The sequence below is a fragment of the Exiguobacterium sp. UBA7533 genome (assembly GCF_002479335.1).
Classification (GTDB): Bacteria; Bacillota; Bacilli; order Exiguobacteriales; family Exiguobacteriaceae; genus Exiguobacterium_A.
This window is the reverse complement of sequence record NZ_DLMP01000001.1, coordinates 713,878-734,622: the sequence shown is the minus strand read 5'-3', so window position 1 is coordinate 734,622 and position 20,745 is coordinate 713,878. Positions and strand designations below refer to the sequence as shown.

The 20,745-nt window shown below is 48.0% G+C and carries 17 protein-coding genes; 12 read left to right on the top strand and 5 right to left on the bottom strand.

Going from position 1 to position 20,745, the window contains the following annotated elements; genetic code table 11:
- Positions 1 to 62 precede the first annotated feature (62 nt).
- Positions 63 to 2,270 carry a methyl-accepting chemotaxis protein gene (locus tag B2U10_RS03675; RefSeq protein WP_290785678.1) on the bottom strand — a complete coding sequence of 736 codons (2,208 nt, stop codon included), beginning with the start codon at positions 2,268 to 2,270 and terminating at the stop codon, positions 63 to 65.
- Between the two features lie 171 nt (positions 2,271 to 2,441).
- Here B2U10_RS03675 and B2U10_RS03670 point away from each other — a divergent pair, with 171 nt between their 5' ends.
- The gene (locus B2U10_RS03670; RefSeq protein WP_035410212.1) at positions 2,442 to 2,864 is read left to right on the top strand and encodes a CBS domain-containing protein; all 423 of its coding nucleotides are present in this window, start codon (positions 2,442 to 2,444) and stop codon (positions 2,862 to 2,864) included.
- 138 nt (positions 2,865 to 3,002) lie between these two features.
- Positions 3,003 to 5,789, top strand: coding sequence for a putative bifunctional diguanylate cyclase/phosphodiesterase (locus B2U10_RS03665; protein ID WP_290785673.1), 2,787 nt, complete (start codon positions 3,003 to 3,005; stop codon positions 5,787 to 5,789).
- A gap of 289 nt (positions 5,790 to 6,078) precedes the next feature.
- Here the strand turns inward: B2U10_RS03665 and B2U10_RS03660 are convergent, their stop codons facing one another.
- A complete protein-coding gene (locus B2U10_RS03660; protein WP_035410863.1) occupies positions 6,079 to 7,782 on the bottom strand; it encodes a M3 family oligoendopeptidase in 1,704 nt (567 codons plus the stop codon).
- 178 nt (positions 7,783 to 7,960) lie between these two features.
- Here B2U10_RS03660 and B2U10_RS03655 point away from each other — a divergent pair, with 178 nt between their 5' ends.
- The 8 genes from B2U10_RS03655 to B2U10_RS03620 all read left to right on the top strand — a co-directional run bounded on the left by B2U10_RS03655 (position 7,961) and on the right by B2U10_RS03620 (position 16,373).
- Positions 7,961 to 8,464 (top strand): PTS sugar transporter subunit IIA, encoded by a 504-nt coding sequence (locus B2U10_RS03655; RefSeq protein WP_035410206.1) that lies wholly within the window; start codon positions 7,961 to 7,963, stop codon positions 8,462 to 8,464.
- A 157-nt stretch (positions 8,465 to 8,621) separates the two neighbouring features.
- Positions 8,622 to 9,383: an ABC transporter ATP-binding protein gene (locus B2U10_RS03650; protein WP_290785670.1), complete on the top strand. Its 762-nt coding sequence runs from the start codon at positions 8,622 to 8,624 to the stop codon at positions 9,381 to 9,383.
- Positions 9,370 to 11,289: an ABC transporter permease gene (locus B2U10_RS03645; RefSeq protein ID WP_290785667.1), complete on the top strand. Its 1,920-nt coding sequence runs from the start codon at positions 9,370 to 9,372 to the stop codon at positions 11,287 to 11,289. Before B2U10_RS03650 ends, B2U10_RS03645 begins: the two co-directional genes overlap by 14 nt.
- Before the next feature lie 94 nt (positions 11,290 to 11,383).
- Positions 11,384 to 12,070 (top strand): response regulator transcription factor, encoded by a 687-nt coding sequence (locus tag B2U10_RS03640; protein ID WP_035410198.1) that lies wholly within the window; start codon positions 11,384 to 11,386, stop codon positions 12,068 to 12,070.
- Positions 12,067 to 13,059 carry a sensor histidine kinase gene (locus B2U10_RS03635; RefSeq protein WP_035410195.1) on the top strand — a complete coding sequence of 331 codons (993 nt, stop codon included), beginning with the start codon at positions 12,067 to 12,069 and terminating at the stop codon, positions 13,057 to 13,059. Before B2U10_RS03640 ends, B2U10_RS03635 begins: the two co-directional genes overlap by 4 nt.
- Complete coding sequence (locus B2U10_RS03630; protein ID WP_035410192.1) at positions 13,052 to 13,816, top strand: ABC transporter ATP-binding protein; 765 nt, start codon at positions 13,052 to 13,054, stop codon at positions 13,814 to 13,816. Before B2U10_RS03635 ends, B2U10_RS03630 begins: the two co-directional genes overlap by 8 nt.
- Positions 13,782 to 15,713, top strand: coding sequence for an FtsX-like permease family protein (locus B2U10_RS03625; RefSeq protein WP_290785663.1), 1,932 nt, complete (start codon positions 13,782 to 13,784; stop codon positions 15,711 to 15,713). The genes B2U10_RS03630 and B2U10_RS03625 overlap by 35 nt, the downstream gene beginning before the upstream one ends.
- Positions 15,714 to 15,743: 30 nt before the next feature.
- Positions 15,744 to 16,373: a helix-turn-helix domain-containing protein gene (locus B2U10_RS03620; protein WP_035410187.1), complete on the top strand. Its 630-nt coding sequence runs from the start codon at positions 15,744 to 15,746 to the stop codon at positions 16,371 to 16,373.
- 47 nt (positions 16,374 to 16,420) lie between these two features.
- On the opposite strand, the gene B2U10_RS03615 is transcribed toward B2U10_RS03620, so the two are convergent.
- From B2U10_RS03615 to B2U10_RS03605, 3 genes are all read right to left on the bottom strand, one after another.
- Positions 16,421 to 16,852, bottom strand: coding sequence for a hypothetical protein (locus B2U10_RS03615; protein ID WP_035410184.1), 432 nt, complete (start codon positions 16,850 to 16,852; stop codon positions 16,421 to 16,423).
- Between the two features lie 66 nt (positions 16,853 to 16,918).
- Entirely contained in the window at positions 16,919 to 18,118 is a 1,200-nt protein-coding gene (locus tag B2U10_RS03610) for an ABC transporter permease (protein ID WP_035410182.1), read from the bottom strand.
- The gene (locus B2U10_RS03605; RefSeq protein WP_035410178.1) at positions 18,108 to 19,001 is read right to left on the bottom strand and encodes an ABC transporter ATP-binding protein; all 894 of its coding nucleotides are present in this window, start codon (positions 18,999 to 19,001) and stop codon (positions 18,108 to 18,110) included. The genes B2U10_RS03610 and B2U10_RS03605 overlap by 11 nt, the downstream gene beginning before the upstream one ends.
- A 179-nt stretch (positions 19,002 to 19,180) precedes the next feature.
- Between B2U10_RS03605 and B2U10_RS03600 the strand changes: the two genes are divergently transcribed.
- Complete coding sequence (locus B2U10_RS03600) at positions 19,181 to 20,119, top strand: VOC family protein (protein WP_290785660.1); 939 nt, start codon at positions 19,181 to 19,183, stop codon at positions 20,117 to 20,119.
- On the top strand, positions 20,116 to 20,712 hold the full coding sequence (locus B2U10_RS03595; protein WP_290785658.1) for an alpha/beta hydrolase: 597 nt from the start codon (positions 20,116 to 20,118) through the stop codon (positions 20,710 to 20,712). Before B2U10_RS03600 ends, B2U10_RS03595 begins: the two co-directional genes overlap by 4 nt.
- Positions 20,713 to 20,745: the final 33 nt, after the last annotated feature.

The window sequence follows — 20,745 nt, the reverse complement described above, 5'->3', positions numbered from 1 at the left end:
GCGGATAGTCGAGAACGAAACAATGAAAAACGAAGCCTTTCAAAAAAGACTTCGCTGAAAAATCATTCGGATGAAGACGAAGGAACCTTTAAATCCGAATCATGTCGTTCCTCGTCAAGTGATGCGACAGCTGCTTCCTCATACAAGACGGATTCTTCCGAATGTATGACCTCTTCAACGGAGTCGTGAACCAATGTTTTCGTATCGTCGAGTTGGAAATCAAGCGTCAGTTGATGGAGATTACCAGCAATCTTTGCAAGATGCGTAGCGGCAGACGTCACGGATTCGAGTGTTGCGTTCGTTTCTTGAATGCTCGCACTACTCGTCTCAAGACCTGCGGCATTCTCTTCCGTCAAAGCGAGAATCGTCCCCATGGCGTCTGAGACTTCTTCCGTCGCTTGCGTCAACGCATGGATGTCACCGGTCAGTTCTTCTGTCCGGCGTGAGACATGTTGGACGGAACCCGCGATTTGCTCGAAATCGTCACCGGTCGTCTTGACGGAATCAAGCGATCGTTTCAAATCATCCATGACATGGTGCATCGCACCCATCGCGGTCTGTGTCTCGTCTTGGATATGATCGAGGAGTTGTTTGATTTGCTTCGCAGAAGCGTCACTCTCTTCCGCAAGCTTTCGGACTTCACTCGCAACGACAGCGAATCCGCGTCCTTGTTCGCCAACGCGTGCTGCTTCAATGGCGGCATTCAAGGCGAGCAAGTTCGTCTGACTCGAGATTGCTTGTAGTGTGCCAAGGACTTTGGCAATCTCATCCGATCGTTTACCGAGGAAGTCGGACGTATTTTGGATTTCCTGTTCGAGTGAGACGGAATGATCAAGTAAATCGGCGATCGTCTGTTTCGTTACATCACTTCCGCGAACGGCTGCGGAAGCGACGGTCGAGACTTCCGATAATGTCGTTGACGCGACGTGTTGCATGGCCGTCGACCGTTCCTTGACGCCATGAACGGCATAGGACGAGCGCTCTGCTTGTTTCGTCTGTGTTTCACCAGCCGCCGCGATCTCTTCCATCGTTCGTCCGATTTGCAGAGAAGCTGTTTGGACGTGCGTTGCATTCGTGGAGAGTTCGGCAGATGCATCCCGGACGGTCGTCGCTGAAGTCGTCAAAGCGAGAATTGTTTGACGTAGTCGAGCCCGCATCGCGTCAAAGTTCTCGGTGAGATCCGTCAACTCGTCTTGGATGAAACGTGTCGGACGCTTTGGCGTCCGTAAATCACCAGAGGCGATGGCAAGTGCTTCTTGACGGAGTGTTGATAAAGGACGATTGATTGATCGACCAATCAACCAAGCAATCAACGTGGCTAAGGCGATCGCGACGACGAAGTTGATCAACGATTGACTGAGCATTTCTTCTTTCGGTGCATACAAGGAAGCATAGTCAAGAACGACAGCTAACTTAAAGCCTGTTTTTGACGAGGTCTGCCAGATGACGACGGATTTTGTACCGGCGACGTCCATGATGGTCGAACCCGACTCTTGTTCCATCATTGCTTTAGGAGCAGAGAAATAAGGTTTTCCGTCTTCTTTCATCTGCGTTACGTTTTTGAAGAAATAATTTTTATTCGGATGGGTGACAATCTTCCCATTTTGGGTATAGCTGAAGACGAATCCTTTTTGTCCGATTTCAATCCGCTTCATGTCTTCTGCTAGGCGATCGATACTTTTATAGATGGATAAGACACCTTTGATATTCGCCTGTGCATCTAGTGTTGCTTTTGAGAAGCCGATGATGGATAGTTTCGTTGCCGCATCATAATGCGGTTCACTCATGATGACAGTGCTAGAGTTATCGAGTGCTTGTTTGTACCAGTCTTCCTTGCGTGGATCGTACCCAGGTGCTGCCGCTTGTTTTGGCCAATTGAGATAACCACCAGCGGTATCCGCATACTGAATGAAGGAGTTTTCGATTTTCGACGAACCGTACTTTTCTAGGACGCTATAGATATCGCTCGCTTTTTGCGTCGGAGGAGTAGCCGGATCGGGTTGTTTCGTTTGATCCGTGTAGTTCGGTAAAGCGCCGTCCGCTCGGTTGAACGGAAGACCTGCGAGTAAGGTCGTATCCTTCTTCGTATCATCAATGATTCGTGTAAAGGATTGTTCGAGTTGCTTCAAAGCGGTTTGTGACGTCGAGTCTACAAGCTGATCGACGGTTTGGCTCGTCTGATCATAAGAAAACCAGGTCGAGGCACCGAGAGTGAGAGCGGGCAATAAAATAAGCCCGATGAACAGGCGACGCGTGATCGGGAGGCGCATATGTATTCTCCTAACTAAATAGTCTTTAAATTCTGTCTACTTGGAATATCGGAATAGTATGACCAAATATGAAGGAATTATGTAGAGATTTTCATCATTTGAGAAATGAATCGGAGCAGGGTTCATGATAAAATGAAAAGGGTGTCACAGAGTGGCTAGGGAGGAACAGAAATGAATATTGCTTTTTTCTTATTACCTAAAGATGAGGTGAAATATTTAGATCCTGAGTCAACGGTCAGACAAGCACTAGAAAAGATGAAACATCATCGTTTTACGTCAGTCCCACTCGTTGATAATAAAGGGAAATACGCAGGAACGCTGACAGAAGGCGATGTCTTGTGGGCGCTCGAAGCAAATCTCGAGCATGCCGATTATGACCATGTCTTGCAGACACGTTTAACCGATATCAAACAACGCGTCCGTTATAAACCGGTCTCGATCACAGCGCAAATGGAAGAGATGATTGAAGTCATCACGGATCAAAATTTCGTACCCGTCATCGATGACGGAAGACATTTCATCGGGATTATCCGACGACGTGACATCATCGATTATTTTGCTAAAAAAGTAGCGCGTGAGAACGTCAGTTATTAAAAAAGAATAAAACTAGTAAAAAAAGCACTTATTTTCGCAGAAATGTGGGAAGACGTGCTTTTTATTGACCCAAAACGACTTCAGGAAACGGTATGAGACGACGATATAGAAACATAATGACAATTTAGGGAGGACGATGTGTTGCGACGTTTATCACCAGTCTTCATCGTAGAAGCTTTTCGAAGACGCTCCTACTATAAAACGTTCTCATGGATGATTGCGATCATCGGGTTATTAGCATTGATCGTCGCATGTCAACATTTGATGAAAACACTCGAAGAAGGTTATCGCTTCAAAGCATCAGGAAAAACGATTGCTGAAGTGACACCATTTAATCATGCTGAACAAGAAGTGACACGCTATTATTTTTCATCATTGAATGAGGACACGGATGTTCTACAAGCGTCCAAACAATCCGATCGTGCATTGGAACAACTAACCGATCGTCTACCGAACATGAAAGCGACTGGGTCGGCACAGGAAGAAGTCTTGGCGGAAGTCAAGAAGCTTCAACGGCAAGGATATGAATCGAACCATCGCTTCTTCACGACGATGACGAATTTCAAGAGTGAAATCATCTTCAATCAACTCGTACTGAGCAAAGAGACAGGATCTTATTATAATGTCTTCTCCAATTTGATTCTGATGGAGGAACAACTTGGAAAATCAGCTGAAATCTTAAAAGATGCCCGTCAAAAGGAAGAACCGAGCTCGATTGATCGATTACGGATTCAGCAGATGCGGATTGATTTACCGATACGCCAGGCATCACTCATCAAATCATTGTATGATGTGATTCCTCTTCAGGACGATACGGGACGTCAAGATGTCGCAACAATGCGGGAACAGATGGCTGCCTATACACAAACGCTCGATGATCTATTACGTGCTCCGAAAGTCGAAACCTACGCTGCTTTGGCAGGACAAGCGGAAGAATATGAATCGAGTATGTATCGTCTGTACGATCAAGAACTCAACCAAGTCGCACAAGAAATGCAGGATCGAGGCCATCACATCATTCGCAATGCCTGGCTTCTCTTTGGTGCAACCAGTGTCTTAATTCTTGGACTGTTAATTTTGACCTTATCGTTATTACGCGCCTTTCGCCAAGATCTATCCTTACTGAAAGGAGAAGCGAATACCTTTGCAGAAGACCGCCGGCAATCCGGTTATGACGTACCGGAGCGAAATGATTTTCAACCTGTCGTCCAAGCGTTTCGGACGATGACGGCCATCATCGCCGGGTTGCTCGATCATAATGATGCCAAAACAAAAGAAATCAAGCAGAAAAAAGCGGAAATCGAGTCGCTCTTTTCACAAAATACAGATCCGATTCTTGCGATGTCATCTGACTATACGATTGTGAACGGAAACGAACGCTTTCGACAATTGACGAAAGCGACGGCGGGATGGACGATCGAAGAACTGATCCATCCGGCTGATTTGAATCGGATGCGGCGAGCGTTGAAGCAATCATTGGAAGGCCATAGTCAAACGATTCGTTGCAAGATGCTGTTCGATGAAAAAATCTTAAACATGTTCGTCAACATCGTCCATGTCGCAAACAAAGAAGACGATACAGGCGTTGCACTTTACTTATCCTGTCATGATGAAACGGATCAGTTCCGGCGCGAAGAACGGATCACACAACTCGCACTCTTTGACATGTTGACGGGACTGTTGAACCGAAATGGCTTTGAACAAAAGATGACAGATGCGTTGAAAGCACCTCAGCCGGGAGAACTCGTCACCATCAGCGTTCGACAATTCCGGCGGATCAACGATATTTACGGACATGGTGCAGGCGATCAGATTTTGAAAGATCTCGCCAATCGACTCAAACATCATTTCATCGGAACGGGACAAGCCGCACGAATCGGGGGAGACGAATTCGCCGTGTTGGTTGCACAACAGGATATCGTTGATTACGAGAAATTGAAGCAAGTCATCGAACATGTCTATGAGATCGATGGAGAGTATGTCAATGTCAGCATCAGTATGAGTATGGTGCGGTACCCCGATGATGCAGTAGCCGTCACGTCCTTGTTATCTTCGGTTGATATCGCGATGCAGCATGCGAAGCAACAGACAGAAGGCGGACCGGTCTGGTTCGAATCCTGGATGAGTGCCGAGTATCTCGAATCCGTCGTCCTCGAAGGAGAACTGCGGGACGCGATCGAAAAGAACGAGCTACAATTGTTCTATCAACCACAAATCAATCTCGCGACCGGTCAGGTCGATGGTTGTGAAGCGCTCCTGCGCTGGTTCCACCCTGAACGGGGGATGATCAGTCCGGCGATCTTCATTCCGATTGCCGAACGATCGATGTTGATTGAAGAGATCGGGATGTGGGTCGTTGCCGAAACGGTCCGACAAGTCGAAGAGTGGAAGGATACGGAACTCGGAGTACTACGCGTCTCAGCGAACTTATCCGTCAAAGAACTCGTCTCCGGTCGGATCGTCGATTATCTGACTGATGTCCGAGAAGTTCATCCGGGAATCGAACAACGGATGGAACTTGAAATTACGGAATCATTCGGTGTCTTTTCAGACACACGCGTGTTTGATGCGTTACAGAAGTTGCATCAGATGGGGTATCGTCTTGCGATTGATGACTTTGGTACGGGGTATTCTTCCTTGTCGTACTTGAGTCGCTTGCCAATTCAGCGACTGAAAATTGACCGTTCGTTCATCAGTGGTCCGGATGCATGCTCGAACGCACCGCTCATCGAGACGATCATCAAGCTCGCACATACGCTGAAGTATGACGTCGTCGCTGAAGGAGTCGAAGAACTTGAACAAGCTGATCATTTGCGAGTGCTTGACTGTGAGTATGCGCAAGGATTCTATTATTCAAGACCGATTCCAGCCGACGTGTTTCGAGTCTGGTACGTGAAGTACCATCAAAAGCTTCTATCTGAATGAATTAGTCTATTATGATTCATGATTTTAATATGTATGTGTCTTAAAATGAAAAAAGGTGAGTTTCCAGTCTGGAAAGTCACCTTTTTTCATTCGATAAATAGAGAACGTGAATGTTCACCCTCGACTCCTACAGGAAAAGAAAGCACGATTTTCGCTTTCGTCAGGGCTAGATAAGACCCGACAGACCGCATGAAATGCGAGGTGGCGCGGCTTATCACCCGCCTGTGGAAAGCGGGGATGACAGAAACGTTCGTTGTAAGCGTGAACTTTAGATTGATGAAAATAATTATTAAACGCGATCGAGTACGAGGTCGTCTGCTTGTTCGAGATACGCTTTGACCGGTGCGACCGCTGCTTCGACCGTACCTGGTGCAAACGGAGACTTTAATCCAGCGCGCTCGACGAGCGTGAGGAAGCTTTCCGATCCACCGGCACGACAGAGATCGAGATATGATGTCCAAGCCGCTTCCCGGTCCTGTTCCATCCAAGCATAGAACTGGAAGGCACAGACTTGAGCGAGCGTGTAATCGATGTAGTAGAAGGGACTTCCGAAGACGTGCCCTTGCTGATGCCACCAGGCACCTGAATCGAGATAATCATTCGCTTCATAATCACGATGCGGCAAATATTTCTTCTCAATCGTCCGCCATGCTTCGCGACGCTCAGCTGGTGTCAATTCCGGTTGATTGTAGATGACGTGCTGGAACTCATCAATCGCAACGCCGTATGGAAGGAACGTGACGCTTCCTGCGAGGTGATTGAATTTGTATTTCGCCGTCTCTTCACCGAAGAATTCTTCCATCCATGGATAAGCAAAGAACTCCATCGACATGGAGTGAATCTCGCACGCTTCATACGTCGGGAAGGCACTCTCTGGAGCAGTCAGGTGACGGCTCTCATAGACTTGGAACGCATGTCCGACTTCGTGTGTCAGGACATCGATGTCGCCTGCCGTTCCATTGAAGTTCGAGAAGATGAACGGGAGTTTTTCGTCTGCGATGTAGGTACAATACCCACCGCCCGCTTTTCCAGGCTTCGCCGTTAAATCGAGTGCTTCCCGGTCGAGCATGTAGTTGAAGAACTCGTTCGTCTCCGGTGACATCTCCGCATACATCTTTTTGCCGCCTTCGATGATGAATGACTCTTCGCCTTTAGGTGTCGCGTTCCCAGACTTGAAGGCGAATCCTTCATCGTAGTAGTACAAGTGATCGACACCGATGCGTCGTTGCTGGCGTTCTTTAAGTTGTGTCGCGAGCGGGACGATCGTTTCAAGGATCTGTTCGCGATATTGTTCAACCATCGATTGATTGTAATCGACGCGAAGCATCCGTGCGTATCCGAGTTCGACGAACGATGGGAAACCGAGTGTCTTTGCGATGTCTGTCCGGATACGAACGAGTTTATCGTAAATTGTATCGATCGTTTCCCCTTGCTCTTTTAAGTAGCCATAGCGGGCTTCTGAAGCTGCTTTACGAACAGCCCGGTCTGGTGATTGGAGGTAAGGACCGAACTGCGATAAGTTAAGCGTCTTCCCGTCAAACTCGATTTGAGCAGAAGACATCAGTTTCGTATATTCGCTTGAGAGACGGTTCTCTTCTTGGAGCTTTGGAATGATCTCTTCCGAAAACGTCTTTAAGCTCGCTTCCGCGATTAGGAATAACTGTTTGCCTTGCGTCCGTTCGAGTTCATTGCGAAGCGGATGCGTCGTCAACGCTTGATAATAGCTTGAGACATATCCCTGATAGATCGCGCTTGCTTCATCAAAGAACCCTTGTTCCGTCTCATAGAACGTATCGCGTGTATCAATCGTATGACGGATTTCGACGAGCTGGCTTGCCGTTTCAAATTGATTTCTGAGGGTATTAATCTCAGTGATGGCTGCGTTTGCTTCATCTACCTGTGTGGCTTCCGTTAGTCGAGCGATTGCTTGATTCATCGATGTTTCAAGCAAAGCAAGATCAGGACGGACATATGTAATTTCTGAAAATGGCAACATGTAAGCGCCTCCTTTTGATTTCTAACTATTATCACACAAAAATACTTGCAAAACCAGAGGGACAAACGTATGCTTTTTGTGAGAACGTGAGCGAGCTGTCTAACAGCTTACTCCTATAAAAAATCGAAACTTCCATTCGGAAGAAAAACGATCGAGAAAGTAGAGGGATAGTATCATGGGATTCTTAAAAAAATTGTTTGGTGGTAACGACGCAGGAAACACGAAAATCGCTTCTGCACTTACAGGTAAAATCGTCAACATCGAGAACGTACCCGATCAAGTTTTCTCTCAAAAAATGATGGGCGACGGTGTCGCGATCGAGCCAACAGAAGGTAAAGTCGTCTCGCCGATCAACGCAACGGTTGAAACGATTTTCCCGACAAAACACGCAATCGGTCTAAAAGGTGAAGATGGTCTTGAACTCTTGATCCACGTTGGTCTTGATACAGTTAACCTCAAAGGCGAAGGCTTCACGGCTCACGTCCAGTCAGGTGACAAAGTCAAAGCAGGAGACGTCCTCGTCGAGTTCGATCTCGAGTACATCCGTGCAAACGCACCATCGACGATCACACCGATCATCGTGACAAATCACGATCAATTCACGCTTTCAGCTGTACCAGCTGAAGGAACTTCTGTTGTCGCAGGCGACACAGAGCTCTTCAAAGCAACACATAAATAACATACGACACGCCTCCATCCCTTACGGATGGGGGCTTTTTTGATGTCTCCTCCCTTGTCTTACCGTTTTGTAAGAGAAGTGAAAGTAAAGTCCATTTTGAGAAAAGCATGGAAGGACTAGACTGAGTGTAACGAATCAAACACAGGAGGCATTAGAAATGAAAGCAATCTTACGAGCAGAACAGATCACAAAAACCTATCACACGAAAACGGCACGCCACGAAGCACTACGTCCGACGACGCTCAGTGTCCATGAAGGGGAATTCGTCAGTATCATGGGACCGTCCGGTGCCGGGAAATCGACGTTGCTTAATCTGCTGTCGACGATCGATCAGCCGACGGACGGATCGATTTTAATCAATGGAGCAGACGTGACGGCGATGAAGGAAAAACAATTGGCACGTTTCCGCCGGGAACAACTTGGCTTCATCTTCCAGGATTTCAATCTCCTCGATACAATGACGGTCCAGGAAAACATTGCCTTACCGCTCTCACTCGCGAACGTCGATAAAAAGATGATCTTAGAGCGTGTCGATCGTGTGGCGCATCAACTCGGTATCCAGGACCTACTCGATAAACGTCCGGTCGAACTATCGGGAGGACAAAAACAACGGACGGCTGCCGCCCGTGCGATCATTCATGATCCGTCACTCATCTTAGCGGATGAACCGACCGGTGCGCTTGATTCAAAGTCAGCGACAGGATTGCTTGAAGCGATGCAGTCACTAAACGACGAAGGCGCGACGATTTTAATGGTGACACACGACCCGATGACGGCGTCTTATGCAGAACGAATTCTGTTCGTCAAGGATGGAGAGCTGTTCAAGGAAGTCCATCGCTTCGGTTCACAGAAGGATTTTTTCGAGCAGATTATGGAAGTCCAACGCGAACTCGGAGGTGCCGTCCGTGAGTTTGTCTAAACTGGCGTTTCAAAATCTAAAAAACATCCGTCAAAACGTGATGTACCTCGGTGCGGTCACGTTCGCGATTCTCATTTACTACACGTTCCTCGCGATTCGATCAAACGAAGCGATGCTTCAGGCGAATGAATTGTACGGAAAATTAGGAACGGTCTTTACTGGAGCGAGTGTTATTCTAGCGCTTTTCTCTGCTATCTTCATCTGGTATTCAAGTGACTTTTTCTTACGCCGCCGTAAGCGGGAAATCGGTCTCTACGCGTTGCTCGGTTTAGAGCGGGGACAGATCGCCCGACTGATCTTCCTTGAGACGATGGGGTATGGAGTGATTGGTCTAATCCTCGGGATTGCGATCGGAACAGTCGCATCGAAATATTTCGTACAGTTGCTGGCTTCCGTCATGGCGATGCAAGTCGATGCGACCTTTACGATCAGCGGAGCTTCCGTCGTGCAGACGATCGGCGTCTTCCTTTTGATCTTCCTGATCATTGCCTTACGTTCAGCCCGGACGATCTATCGTTTTACATTGATTGAATTGTTCAAGGCAGAGCAACAAGCGGAATCCCTTCCGAAAGTCCATCCGATCCTAGCCATGCTTTCGGTCGTTTTGATTGGTATCGGTTACTATTTGACGGGACAACCGTTAATGGATCACTTTACGATTGTCGCACCTCTCTTGATGCTGTGTGTGATCCTCGGGACATTTGGAACGATGAGTTACTTCACGATCTTCTTAGTACGCCTCTTAAGTAATCAAGCGCGACATTTCAAAGGAACGAATTTGATTCTGCACGGACAATTGCTGTCACGAATCAAATCGAACGCTGTCATGCTGTCGACGATCACGGTCATTACTGCCGTGACATTGACGACAGTCGGTACAGCGACATCGATCTATTACTTCATCGATCAGACTGTCGAGGAGCAAGTCCCGTACAGTCTGTCGATTGCGAGTAAACAAGCGGAAGCGGAACAGCTAATTGCCAAGTCCGACCAGAAGATCGACAGCCGGACGATGGTCAACGTCAAGAACGTCGATCACAAGATGACTGAGCTTCCAAACCCGCTGACGTTCACACGCTACTACGCGACGTATGCATATGAAGACCAGCCGGGACAATTCAGCTACGTCAACTATTCGGACTACGTAAAGCTCGCGAAAGCGAACGGAAAAACGGTCATCAAAGAACCGAAACGAGGCGAAGCAATCGTCCTTGAAACATTTAAAGGAAACGATTTGTTGAAGATGAAAGTCAAATCGCCGGTCGGTGTCAAAATCAAGGATGTCCATGATTCCTTTCGCATCACCGCTGCGACGAATTTACCAATCGCTCAACTTTATGAGAAACAGCGGCTTGCCTTCGTCGTAAACGACGATGCGTTTGCAAAGATGCCGGAAAAAGGTTTTACGCTGACGAATTATCAGTTTTCGGATGAACGTCATGACGATGGACTGATAAAGCAATTAACGCAACTGTATGGAAAACAAGCGGATACAGAGATGGCAGCGTACTATCCGGTCTATACGATGACGACGGCAACGACCGGTTTGCTTGCGTTTGCTGCCGGCTTCCTCGGTCTCGTCTTCTTGCTTGCGACAGGTTCAATCATCTACTTTAAGATGCTCGCGGAAGCAGAAGAATCGAAACAACGGTTTGCGATCATTCAAAAGATTGGTGTCGATGAAAAGGAACAAACGGGTATCATCCGTCGCCTCGTCGGATTCGTCTTCTCTTTACCGTATGTCCTCGGACTCGTTCATAGTCTAGTTGCGATGCAAGTCCTGCAGAAACTGTTGAACTACAATATCGTCCGTCCGACATTACTTGCGATTGTTTGTTATACGATCGTCTATCTGATCTACTATATCGTCACGGTTCGTGCTTACCGCCGCATCGTGACGGGATGAACTAAATACGGATACACAGAACTGGAAACGGAATAATCGTTTCCAGTCCTTTTTGAGTTCGTTATGATAGAAACAGAAGGAGTTGACGTGAACGATGCATACGATTTTATTAGTCGAAGATGATGTGAAGATCGCGACATTATTAAAGGAACTACTCGAACGTTATGATTTTAAGGTCGTCGTCGAGGATGGACGAGGGGATGTCATCGCGACCTACGAGGAAACGAATCCTGATGTCATTTTATTAGACGTTAATTTACCGAAGTTCGACGGTTTCTATTGGTGTCGGCAATTACGGATGAAGACACGGGCACCGATTCTCTTTATCTCGGCACGTGTCGGCGAGATGGATCAAGTCATGGCGCTCGAATATGGTGCTGATGACTATATCGTCAAACCGTTCCAAGGAGCGGTCGTCATCGCGAAGATTAAAAGTCAGATTCGCCGGGCGTATGGCACGTTGTCGAACGAGGCGGATGAGCGGACGGTGACGAAAGAGGGTGTCACACTGTACTTAGACCGTTATATCGTCGAGTACGGGGAACAGTCGATCGAGCTGTCGAAAAAAGAAGGGCTGATCCTTGAGATGCTGCTGACGGCAAGTCCACGAATCGTTAGTCGGGGTGACTTACTCGAACGGATTTGGGATGACGAAGCATTTGTCGATGAGAATACACTGAACGTAAATATCACCCGTGTCCGTAAACGACTTGCAGAAATCGGAGTTGCTGGTCTAGAGACGGTTCGAGGTGTCGGCTATAAACTGGTTCTTGAGCCATGAAGCTTTTTTTACGGCACGTGATACCGGGTACCATCTTCTTTACCGGACAGATGCTTATTTTATACGCTATTTTATGGCTCTACGACCTCTATCGTCCGGCAGCATTTTTTTACATCGTCCTCTTGAACAGCATCGGTCTCTTGATTTATCTCAGCTATCGTTTCTTCAGCATGCTTCCGCTGTTACGACGGATGCAACAACCGGTCCAGTCAGTCGCAGAACCGATTCGTAGTGATAGCGAAGAACCGATTTCCGTTGCCGTCGAACAATTTTTAGAGCGGCAACAGACATTGTTTCGCAATAGCCTGTTTGCTGAGCGACGAAAAGAAAAGGAACGACATCGGTATGTCGATCAATGGATTCACCAGATGAAGACACCATTATCTGTCATCGAACTGATCCTCGAACATCCAGGGGAACACTATCAAGCGGATTTACGTCAAGAGGTTGATCGGTTACGCAGTGGACTCGATCAGATGCTCTATTCGTCACGCTTAGAAGCAATCGAGACAGACTTGAAGGCGGAACGACTGGTGTTGAAGCCGCTCGTGACGAGCATCATCAATCAAGAAAAACGATTGTTCGTCAAAAACCAGGTCTACCCGAAACTCGACATCGCCGAGGACGTGTATGTCTATACGGATGCGAAGTGGTTTCGTTTCCTCGTCTTACAGCTCGTGACGAACGCGATCAAGTATACAACGGGGCATGGTCGAGAAGTCGTTCTGACGGCAGAGGTGACAAAGGGGCAGGTCGTCTTGTCGATTCAAGACGATGGTGTCGGAATTCCGAAACGAGATGTTCCGCGTGTCTTTAATGCGTTCTTCACGGGTGAGAATGGGCGCCGCTACGGGGAATCGACCGGGATGGGCTTGTATTTCGTCCAACAAGTTTGCTTGAAGCTCGGGCACGAGATCGAACTCGAGAGTGAAGAAGGTGTCGGCACGACATGCCGGATTCGATTAGTAGGAGGTCGCGCACATGATTGAAGTCAAACAATTGGGGAAGGTCTATCCCGGAAAGGTGACAGAGCAACCGTTGACCGATTTGAACTTTCGGGTGGAGGAAGGTGAGATGGTTGCCGTCATGGGACCGTCCGGTAGTGGCAAATCGACACTGATCAATTTGCTTGCGACACTTGACGAACCGAGCTGGGGATCGATTCTGATCGATGGCGTCGATACAGCGACGTTCAAGCGAAAAGAGATGACACGTTTCCGGCGCGAGACGCTCGGGATTATCTTTCAGGAATTCAATCTACTCGACTCGTTGACACTCGGTGAAAACATGCTCGTTCCGTTGATGCTGTCGGGGAAAAAGGCGAAGCTCGCGCGGGAAGAGATGGAAGAGTTGGCACGTCGTCTACAGATTGACGATCTGCTCGATAAACAGGTCGATGAGGTAAGTGGCGGACAACGACAACGAACGGCAATCGGCCGTGCCTTGATCCATACCCCGCGTCTGATACTCGCGGATGAACCAACCGGAGCACTCGATTTCCAATCGACGAAACATGTCATGGACGTCCTAGCCGAGTTGAATGCGACCGGGATGACGATGGTCATCGTGACGCATGATCCGCAAGTCGCGTCGTACTGTAATCATGTCTTGTTTCTCAAAGACGGTAGCATTCAGACGGAATTATTCCGTGATGAGCCACGACGTATCTTTTTCCAACGGGTCATCGAATCATTATCGTTATTAGGAGGGGATGAGCATCAATTATCTGCAATACGCCCTACGTAACATCCGCCGCTATCAGCGGTTGTACTACGGTTACGCCTTGACAATTATTATCGCGATGACAATCGTGACGAGTTATTGGAACTTGTTGACGAATAGATCGTTCCAAAATGTCGCCAAGGTATTGAGTCAATTGAACCAGGTCATCGAGCTGACGATTTTCTTCGTTTTCACCGCGGAGCTGATCATCTTACTCTTTAGTGTCCTGTTCATTTATTCGACGACGTACACGATGCTTGAGCACCGTAAGAATGATTTGCGGACGATGCGAACACTCGGCAGTGGACTGTCCCATTTCTTAAAATATTTTTTGATTGAGGTCTTGATCGTCGGTGGATTTGCGATTACGGCAGGACTAGTGCTTGGAAACGTCTTGACGAAGATGTTATTACTCTCTGTCGTTAAGGTCATGTTCTTGCCACCAATTGAATTCGAGCTATCATTTTATGCAATCCTCGCCTTGATTGGTGGTGCCCTCATCGTCTTACTGACGGCAACCGTTCTCGCGATCTATCGCTTTCGTCCCGACCGACCGGTTCGATTACGGTCTCCGTTTCGACGACGGATCTGGATTCTGATACAAGTCATTGCTTTGTTGACTCTGATCTACGGGTATACGCTCGCATTCATTCGGATGTACGAATTTTACATCGTATTTCCCCTCGTCATCTTCATCGGATCGTTCTTCATTTGCCGGTATGTCTTACCGTGGTTGACCCAATTATACCGTCCTCGTCGTCTGTCGCTTCGGAAGCTGATCGTCTCGGAAATCGCCAATCAACTCCGGACGAATAGTACGTTGATTGCTCTTGGAACGATTTTGACGTCGTGTGCGCTGACAGCAGTCGGTCTCGTTTTCTTATTTCAATTGGTCGGACTCGATTTATCGTCACAAAACCAATTCGGTCTCGTCTATTATGAAGAGTCCGCTCAGCCGACGAAACGATTGAAGGATATCAAGCAGACGATGACCAAGGCGTTCCCGGATCGCTACCAGCAGGATATTCAAGTGAAGGCAGATGGAACACGGGTGCTTTTGCCGATTTCAGCGTACAACAAGATGATGCGTCAACTGCATTTTCAGGAGCGGACAGCGACCGGTCGACAGAGTTTCTTCGTACCGGCACGTCCAGTACAACTGGAAGAGAACACGCCGACGATGAAAAAAGCGAAACAGGCGATGGAAAAAGCCGACTTTGAATTGCTTCCCGCTGCTTCCCATGATTTAGTCTTCGGTTACAATTACCGGATCGAGACGATGTTCGTCGTCAGTGATGCCGTCTTTCAAACACTGAAGCAACCTGTCCGTCAAATCGTCGTCTTTGATACGCCCGCCTATCATGATTACGGAACAAAGGACTGGGAACAGTGGATGAAGATTGTCCGCAACATCCAGTCTGCAGCAAAGCTAGATGAAAAACAGTCGGTTCCTTATCAGTTGATCAATGAGACGGAGGATGAGATCGACGGCATCCGGATCGTGCGCCTCGTCACGTTCGTCGTCATCCTCCTGACGATCTGGTTGTTCGTCATCAATGCAAGTTTCCTGCATGTGTGGATGCAGATGACAGCGGAACAAGAACAAAAACGAATGAAGACATTGTTTGCGTTAGGGTTCGGTTCCGGGAATATCCGCCGTTACTTGCTCATGAAGTATGGTGCGGTCTTACTCATTCCGTACCTGATCTCGGTTTTTCATGCTTTCTTATTGTTCCAAGTCGTCGTGACCCGAGCCGGACTACAGGTCGGATCATTCCTCGACTTAGCCGCATTTTGGATCAGTATCGTCACGATCGGATACTTCTTAAGTGTCTTACCGATTTGGTTACGCTACCCACGCCATCTGTTCCGGAATTCATCCAAAAGTTCGATGTATCCGACACCGGATTCAAGGGTATGATGATACCATAGGAACAAGGGAGGGAATCGTATGCTAGACCATTCACCATATCGGGGTTACGGTGACCGGATCCGTATCTTACGAGAGCGTGCCGGGATTACGATCGAACAATTGGCTGAACGCCTTGGTGTCGCACCGTATTTCATCCGTCGGACGGAACTCAGCGAAGTCTATCCAACTAAACCCTACATCGAAGCATTAGCGGACGTCTTGAACATCGATGCCAGTTATTTGGCACGGCATATCTGGACGGGAGAGTCGTTAAAGTTCATCATGCAACAGAACACACCGCTCGAAGAGATGAAGCTTGCTTATGAACAGACGCTCGGACAAGACGGAACGTGGGTCGAGGAACAGCTCGAGGAGCGAATGCGTCTATTTGATTTAATGTATGATGAGGATGTCAAACGGATCGAGCAGACGATGAGTGCTACCGAGCAACGGATCTTTCATGAGCTCGTCGAAGCCGTCATGGAAGCAGGAGAGTTGCAACGCGATCAAGCTGAAGAGACGTATGAGTTATTTGAGGATAAATTACCATCGATGATGCAACTGGATGAATACCTCGATCGTATGACGGACGGGATTTCTTTGTCCAGTTCGACTTATTATGCGGATTATAGCGACCGGAAAAGCCGCTCTCGTTATCACCGAAAATGAAAAAAAGTCGCTATCTTCTGATTGACGTTCAGAAGACAGCGACTTTTTTATTGACGTTGTGGCATCGGACGTGGACGACGCGTCTTTTGACGTGTCCGACCGATGATGAAACCGATGATCGCATTCGCAATGACGAGTACCCAACCGACATAGCCGAAATTGAGAGTTAAGCTACCGAGCATCGCTTGCCACTTGAAAATCATCATCACATCACCACGCAAGACGAATCGCGCGAGACAGACAAGTAAGACAGTCAATCCGGCGATGAAGACACCAACCCAGCTACCGTATAAACGGGAAGACTGGCGGCGCACCGCGACGAAGGACCAGCAAAAGAGGCTAGAGACGAACGCCATGCCTCCGTAGGCAATGACGAGTTCCCATGTCGCACTCGCTTGCGGGAATTTCGTGAACATGACAAGTGACGAGACCATGGCAGCAGCTGTGAAAAGGATCGCTGCCCAAAAACGAGACCGCATAACGTAGTTCCTCCTAAAGGCTTTTTCTCACCTAACGATAGCGGAAACGATTCGTCTTGTAAACTGTTACCGGCGTCCGCTTAAGATCCGACGTAATTGTTTAAGCGGATTCGATCCGTAGAACAGAACACCACCACGGTAGAATTTCGTTCCGACAAATAAGGCGAGCGAAATGCTGATCAGCATTAAAATGAGGGAAATCGAAACTTGCCATAGCGGTACATCGGTCAACATGACACGCAAGAACATGACCATCGGTGTAAAGAACGGAACGAATGACAAGACGACGACGGCTTGATTCGTCGGTGCGTTCAGACTGAACATCGAAATCATGAAGGCAGCAACGATTAACAAGATGACCGGTAACGTCACTTGCTGCGCATCCTCGACCCGACTGACGAGCGAACCGAGTGCTGCAAGTAACGTGGCATATAGGAAGTATCCAAGCAAGAAGAAGACGAACAGATAAATGATTGTTCGGGCACTTAAGGAATCGAGTGATAACTGATTGAATAAACTGCTACTTTGAGCACTGTAGTAGCCGACACCGACGAGAATCGACAATTGTACGAGACTGACGGTAGCGATTGAAAGAATCTTCGCGAGCATGTGCTGGATCGGACTCGCTGCAGAGATCAGCAACTCCATGACCCGTGATGATTTTTCATTCGCGATTTCCGTGACGATCATTCCACCGTAGATCGCGATCGTGAAGTACATCAAAAACAACAATACATAAACGAGCGCGGAGGCAGCAAAGAGTTCGTCTTCACTTTTTCCACCTGTCGACGTCAACTCTTGTTTGACGGGAACGGGTTTAGCGAGTGACGCAAGAACGTTCGGGTCAATCTTCGCATCCGTGATGACCGCTTGATCACGGACTTGTTTGACGACCGTCGCGACTTGTGTCTGTAACTCGGATTCAGGACTAGCACTAACGAGCGTCACGTCATAAGAATCTTGGACAATCGCTACGACGTCAAACGTGCCTCGATCGACCGCTTTACGTGCTTCTGCGACCGTATACTCCTTCGGTGTGATGTCTGAGGTGACACCAGCCTTTTTCAAGGCAGGGCGAAGGTCTGTCGATAATTCACTGACGAGGGCGACTTTCGGATCGTCACCCGAGAACCAGTCGAGAATCCGTTCGATATTGCCGAAGCCGACGAGAAACAGGACCATCAGAACAGTTGAGATCAAAAAGCTTTTGGCACGTAGTTTCTGTAATAGATTGAAGCGATATAAAGTCAGGAATTTACGGTTCATAACGTTTTCCGACCTCCTCGATGAAGATATCCTGCAAGGATAATTGATCCCAGACGAAACGATCAACATGGTGTCCTTCACTGACGATATGTTGGAGAAGTTGGTCAGCGGTTTCTTTTGAAGAAACTTGGACGACATGTCCATTATTGTCCGACTCAACTTGAAGGACACCCGGTAAGCTATCCCATAGGAGTGGTGGGGCATCCGTCGTCAAGAGGACACGGGTCTTCCCATAGCTCGCCTTGATATCAGGAAGATAACCAGCGACGACGGGCTTACCATGATCGAGAATCGCAACATGCTCGCAGAGTTCTTCGACATGATCCATTCGGTGACTCGAGAAGACGATCGTCGTTCCATCGACGGTCAATTTTTTAACGGCACGTTTTAATTGTTCCGCATTGACTGGATCGAGTCCGCTAAATGGTTCATCTAAAATCAGCAGTTCAGGTTTATGTAGGACGGCGGAGATCAACTGGATTTTTTGTTGGTTTCCTTTTGAGAGTTGTTCGACACGCATTTTTTCATATTGAGGAATTTGGAAATACTCGAGCCATTCGGTCAGTGCTCGTTTTGCATCCTTCCGTTTCATATCGCGGAGTTCAGCAAGAAATAAGAGTTGTTCGTCGACTCGGACTTTCGGATACAATCCGCGTTCTTCCGGAAGATATCCAATCTTTGAAGTCGGAATGCGTTCTCCATTCCATGTGATCGAACCTTCGGTCGGTTGGAGTAGACCGAGTAGCATCCGGAACGTCGTTGTCTTGCCGGCACCGTTCGCACCAAGCAAACCAAAGATTTGTCCGCGTGGCACTTCGATCGTCAACGCATCAACGGCAGTGAAATCGCCGAAACGCTTCGTGATGTGTTTGATTTCTAACATAAGAACCTCCTTATAAAGATGTCTGTTGCACGACAAGTGTACCATTGTTACATAGTGTCCTACGGTCAAAATTGGGTAAAGGTTCCAGGGAAAATGGAAACAAGTCTAATTAGTTTACTTTTTGTTCATTAGTTACTATTATTGTGTTAACAGTAACGATTGAAGGAGGGACCTATTCTATGAAAACGCAAGGTATCCATCACATCTCAGCAATGGTCGGCGATCCTCAAGAAAATCTTGATTTTTACGGAACGATTCTCGGACTACGGTTCGTCAAAAAAACGGTCAACTTCGATGATCCAGGGACGTATCATTTTTACTTTGGAAACGAGTCTGGTGCACCCGGAACGATCATCACGTTCTTCCCATTTAAAGGCATGGCGAGAGGGCAGGTCGGTGCCGGACAGGTCGGAACGACAGCTTATGCGATTCCGGTCGGTGCATCGGATTTCTGGAAAGCACGGCTGACGCAAAAGAACGTCTCGTTTGAAGAAACAGTTCGTTTCGGAGAGCAACAGATCGCGTTCGAAGATCCACATGGTCTTCAAATCGAGCTCGTCGAACGCAAGGCGGGACGAGACAGTCGCTATGAAATCGACGGTGTCACGCGTGACGTCGCCATCAAAGGATTTGCGGGAGCGACATTACTGTCGCGAGATCCATCAGACACAGCCAAATTACTGACCGATACATTGGGGCTCACCCTCAGTAAACGGACGGAGACCGTTGACCGGTACATTGCGGAAGGGGAGTTTGGAAATGTCATTGATGTCGTTCATGGTCAGTTGCCGGTTAGTCGTCCGGGTACGGGAACCGTTCACCACATCGCCTGGCGCGCAACCGATCAAGAGGAACAACTCGACTGGATGAAGGCGATCAACGCGTTCGGTTTGCAGACGACTGAAGTAAAAGATCGCAATTACTTTACGTCGATCTATTTCCATGACCGTGGACGCATCCTCCATGAAATCGCAACTGACAATCCAGGGTTCGCGATCGATGAGGACTTCGAGATGCTTGGAGAAGACTTGAAGTTACCGGAACAATTTGAAGCGCATCGCACCGCGATCACGAATCACGTAACACCTATTACAGTACCGAAGGGGAGACTCGTATGATTCATTTATATCAAGCACCAAAAACAACGGACGCACCGATCTTTTTACTCTTACATGGCACAGGCGGAACGGAACAAGACCTCGTCGGACTCGTCTCGCTGCTTGATCCGGAAGCCGGTTACTTGTCTGTCCGTGGAGAAGTCTCGGAAAACGGGATGCCACGTTTCTTCAAACGGCTCGCAGAAGGCGTCTTCGATGAAGAAGATCTCGCTTTACGGACAGCACGATTGATTCAATTTTTACAGGAACAAGCAGCGGAACGTGACTTCGCACTCGATCGCCTGATTCCGGTCGGTTATTCGAACGGGGCCAACATCGCAGCGAACATGTTGTTTGAAGAAGCGCTATTTAAACAAGCCATCTTACTGCATCCGATGGTACCACGTCGCGGTGTGACGTTATCGGACTTATCAAACGTTCGTGTGTTCATCGGCGCCGGTAGTAATGATCCAATCTGTCCCGCTCAGGAAACAGAAGAGTTGTCAGCACTCTTGAAGGAGGCTGGTGCATCAGTCGATGTCACATGGTCGAACTACGGACACCAACTTGTCATGCCGACGATCGAAGCAGCAACCGATTGGTTAAAACACTAAAAAAGGACTGTCCCATCTGCTTCTCTTCTAGAA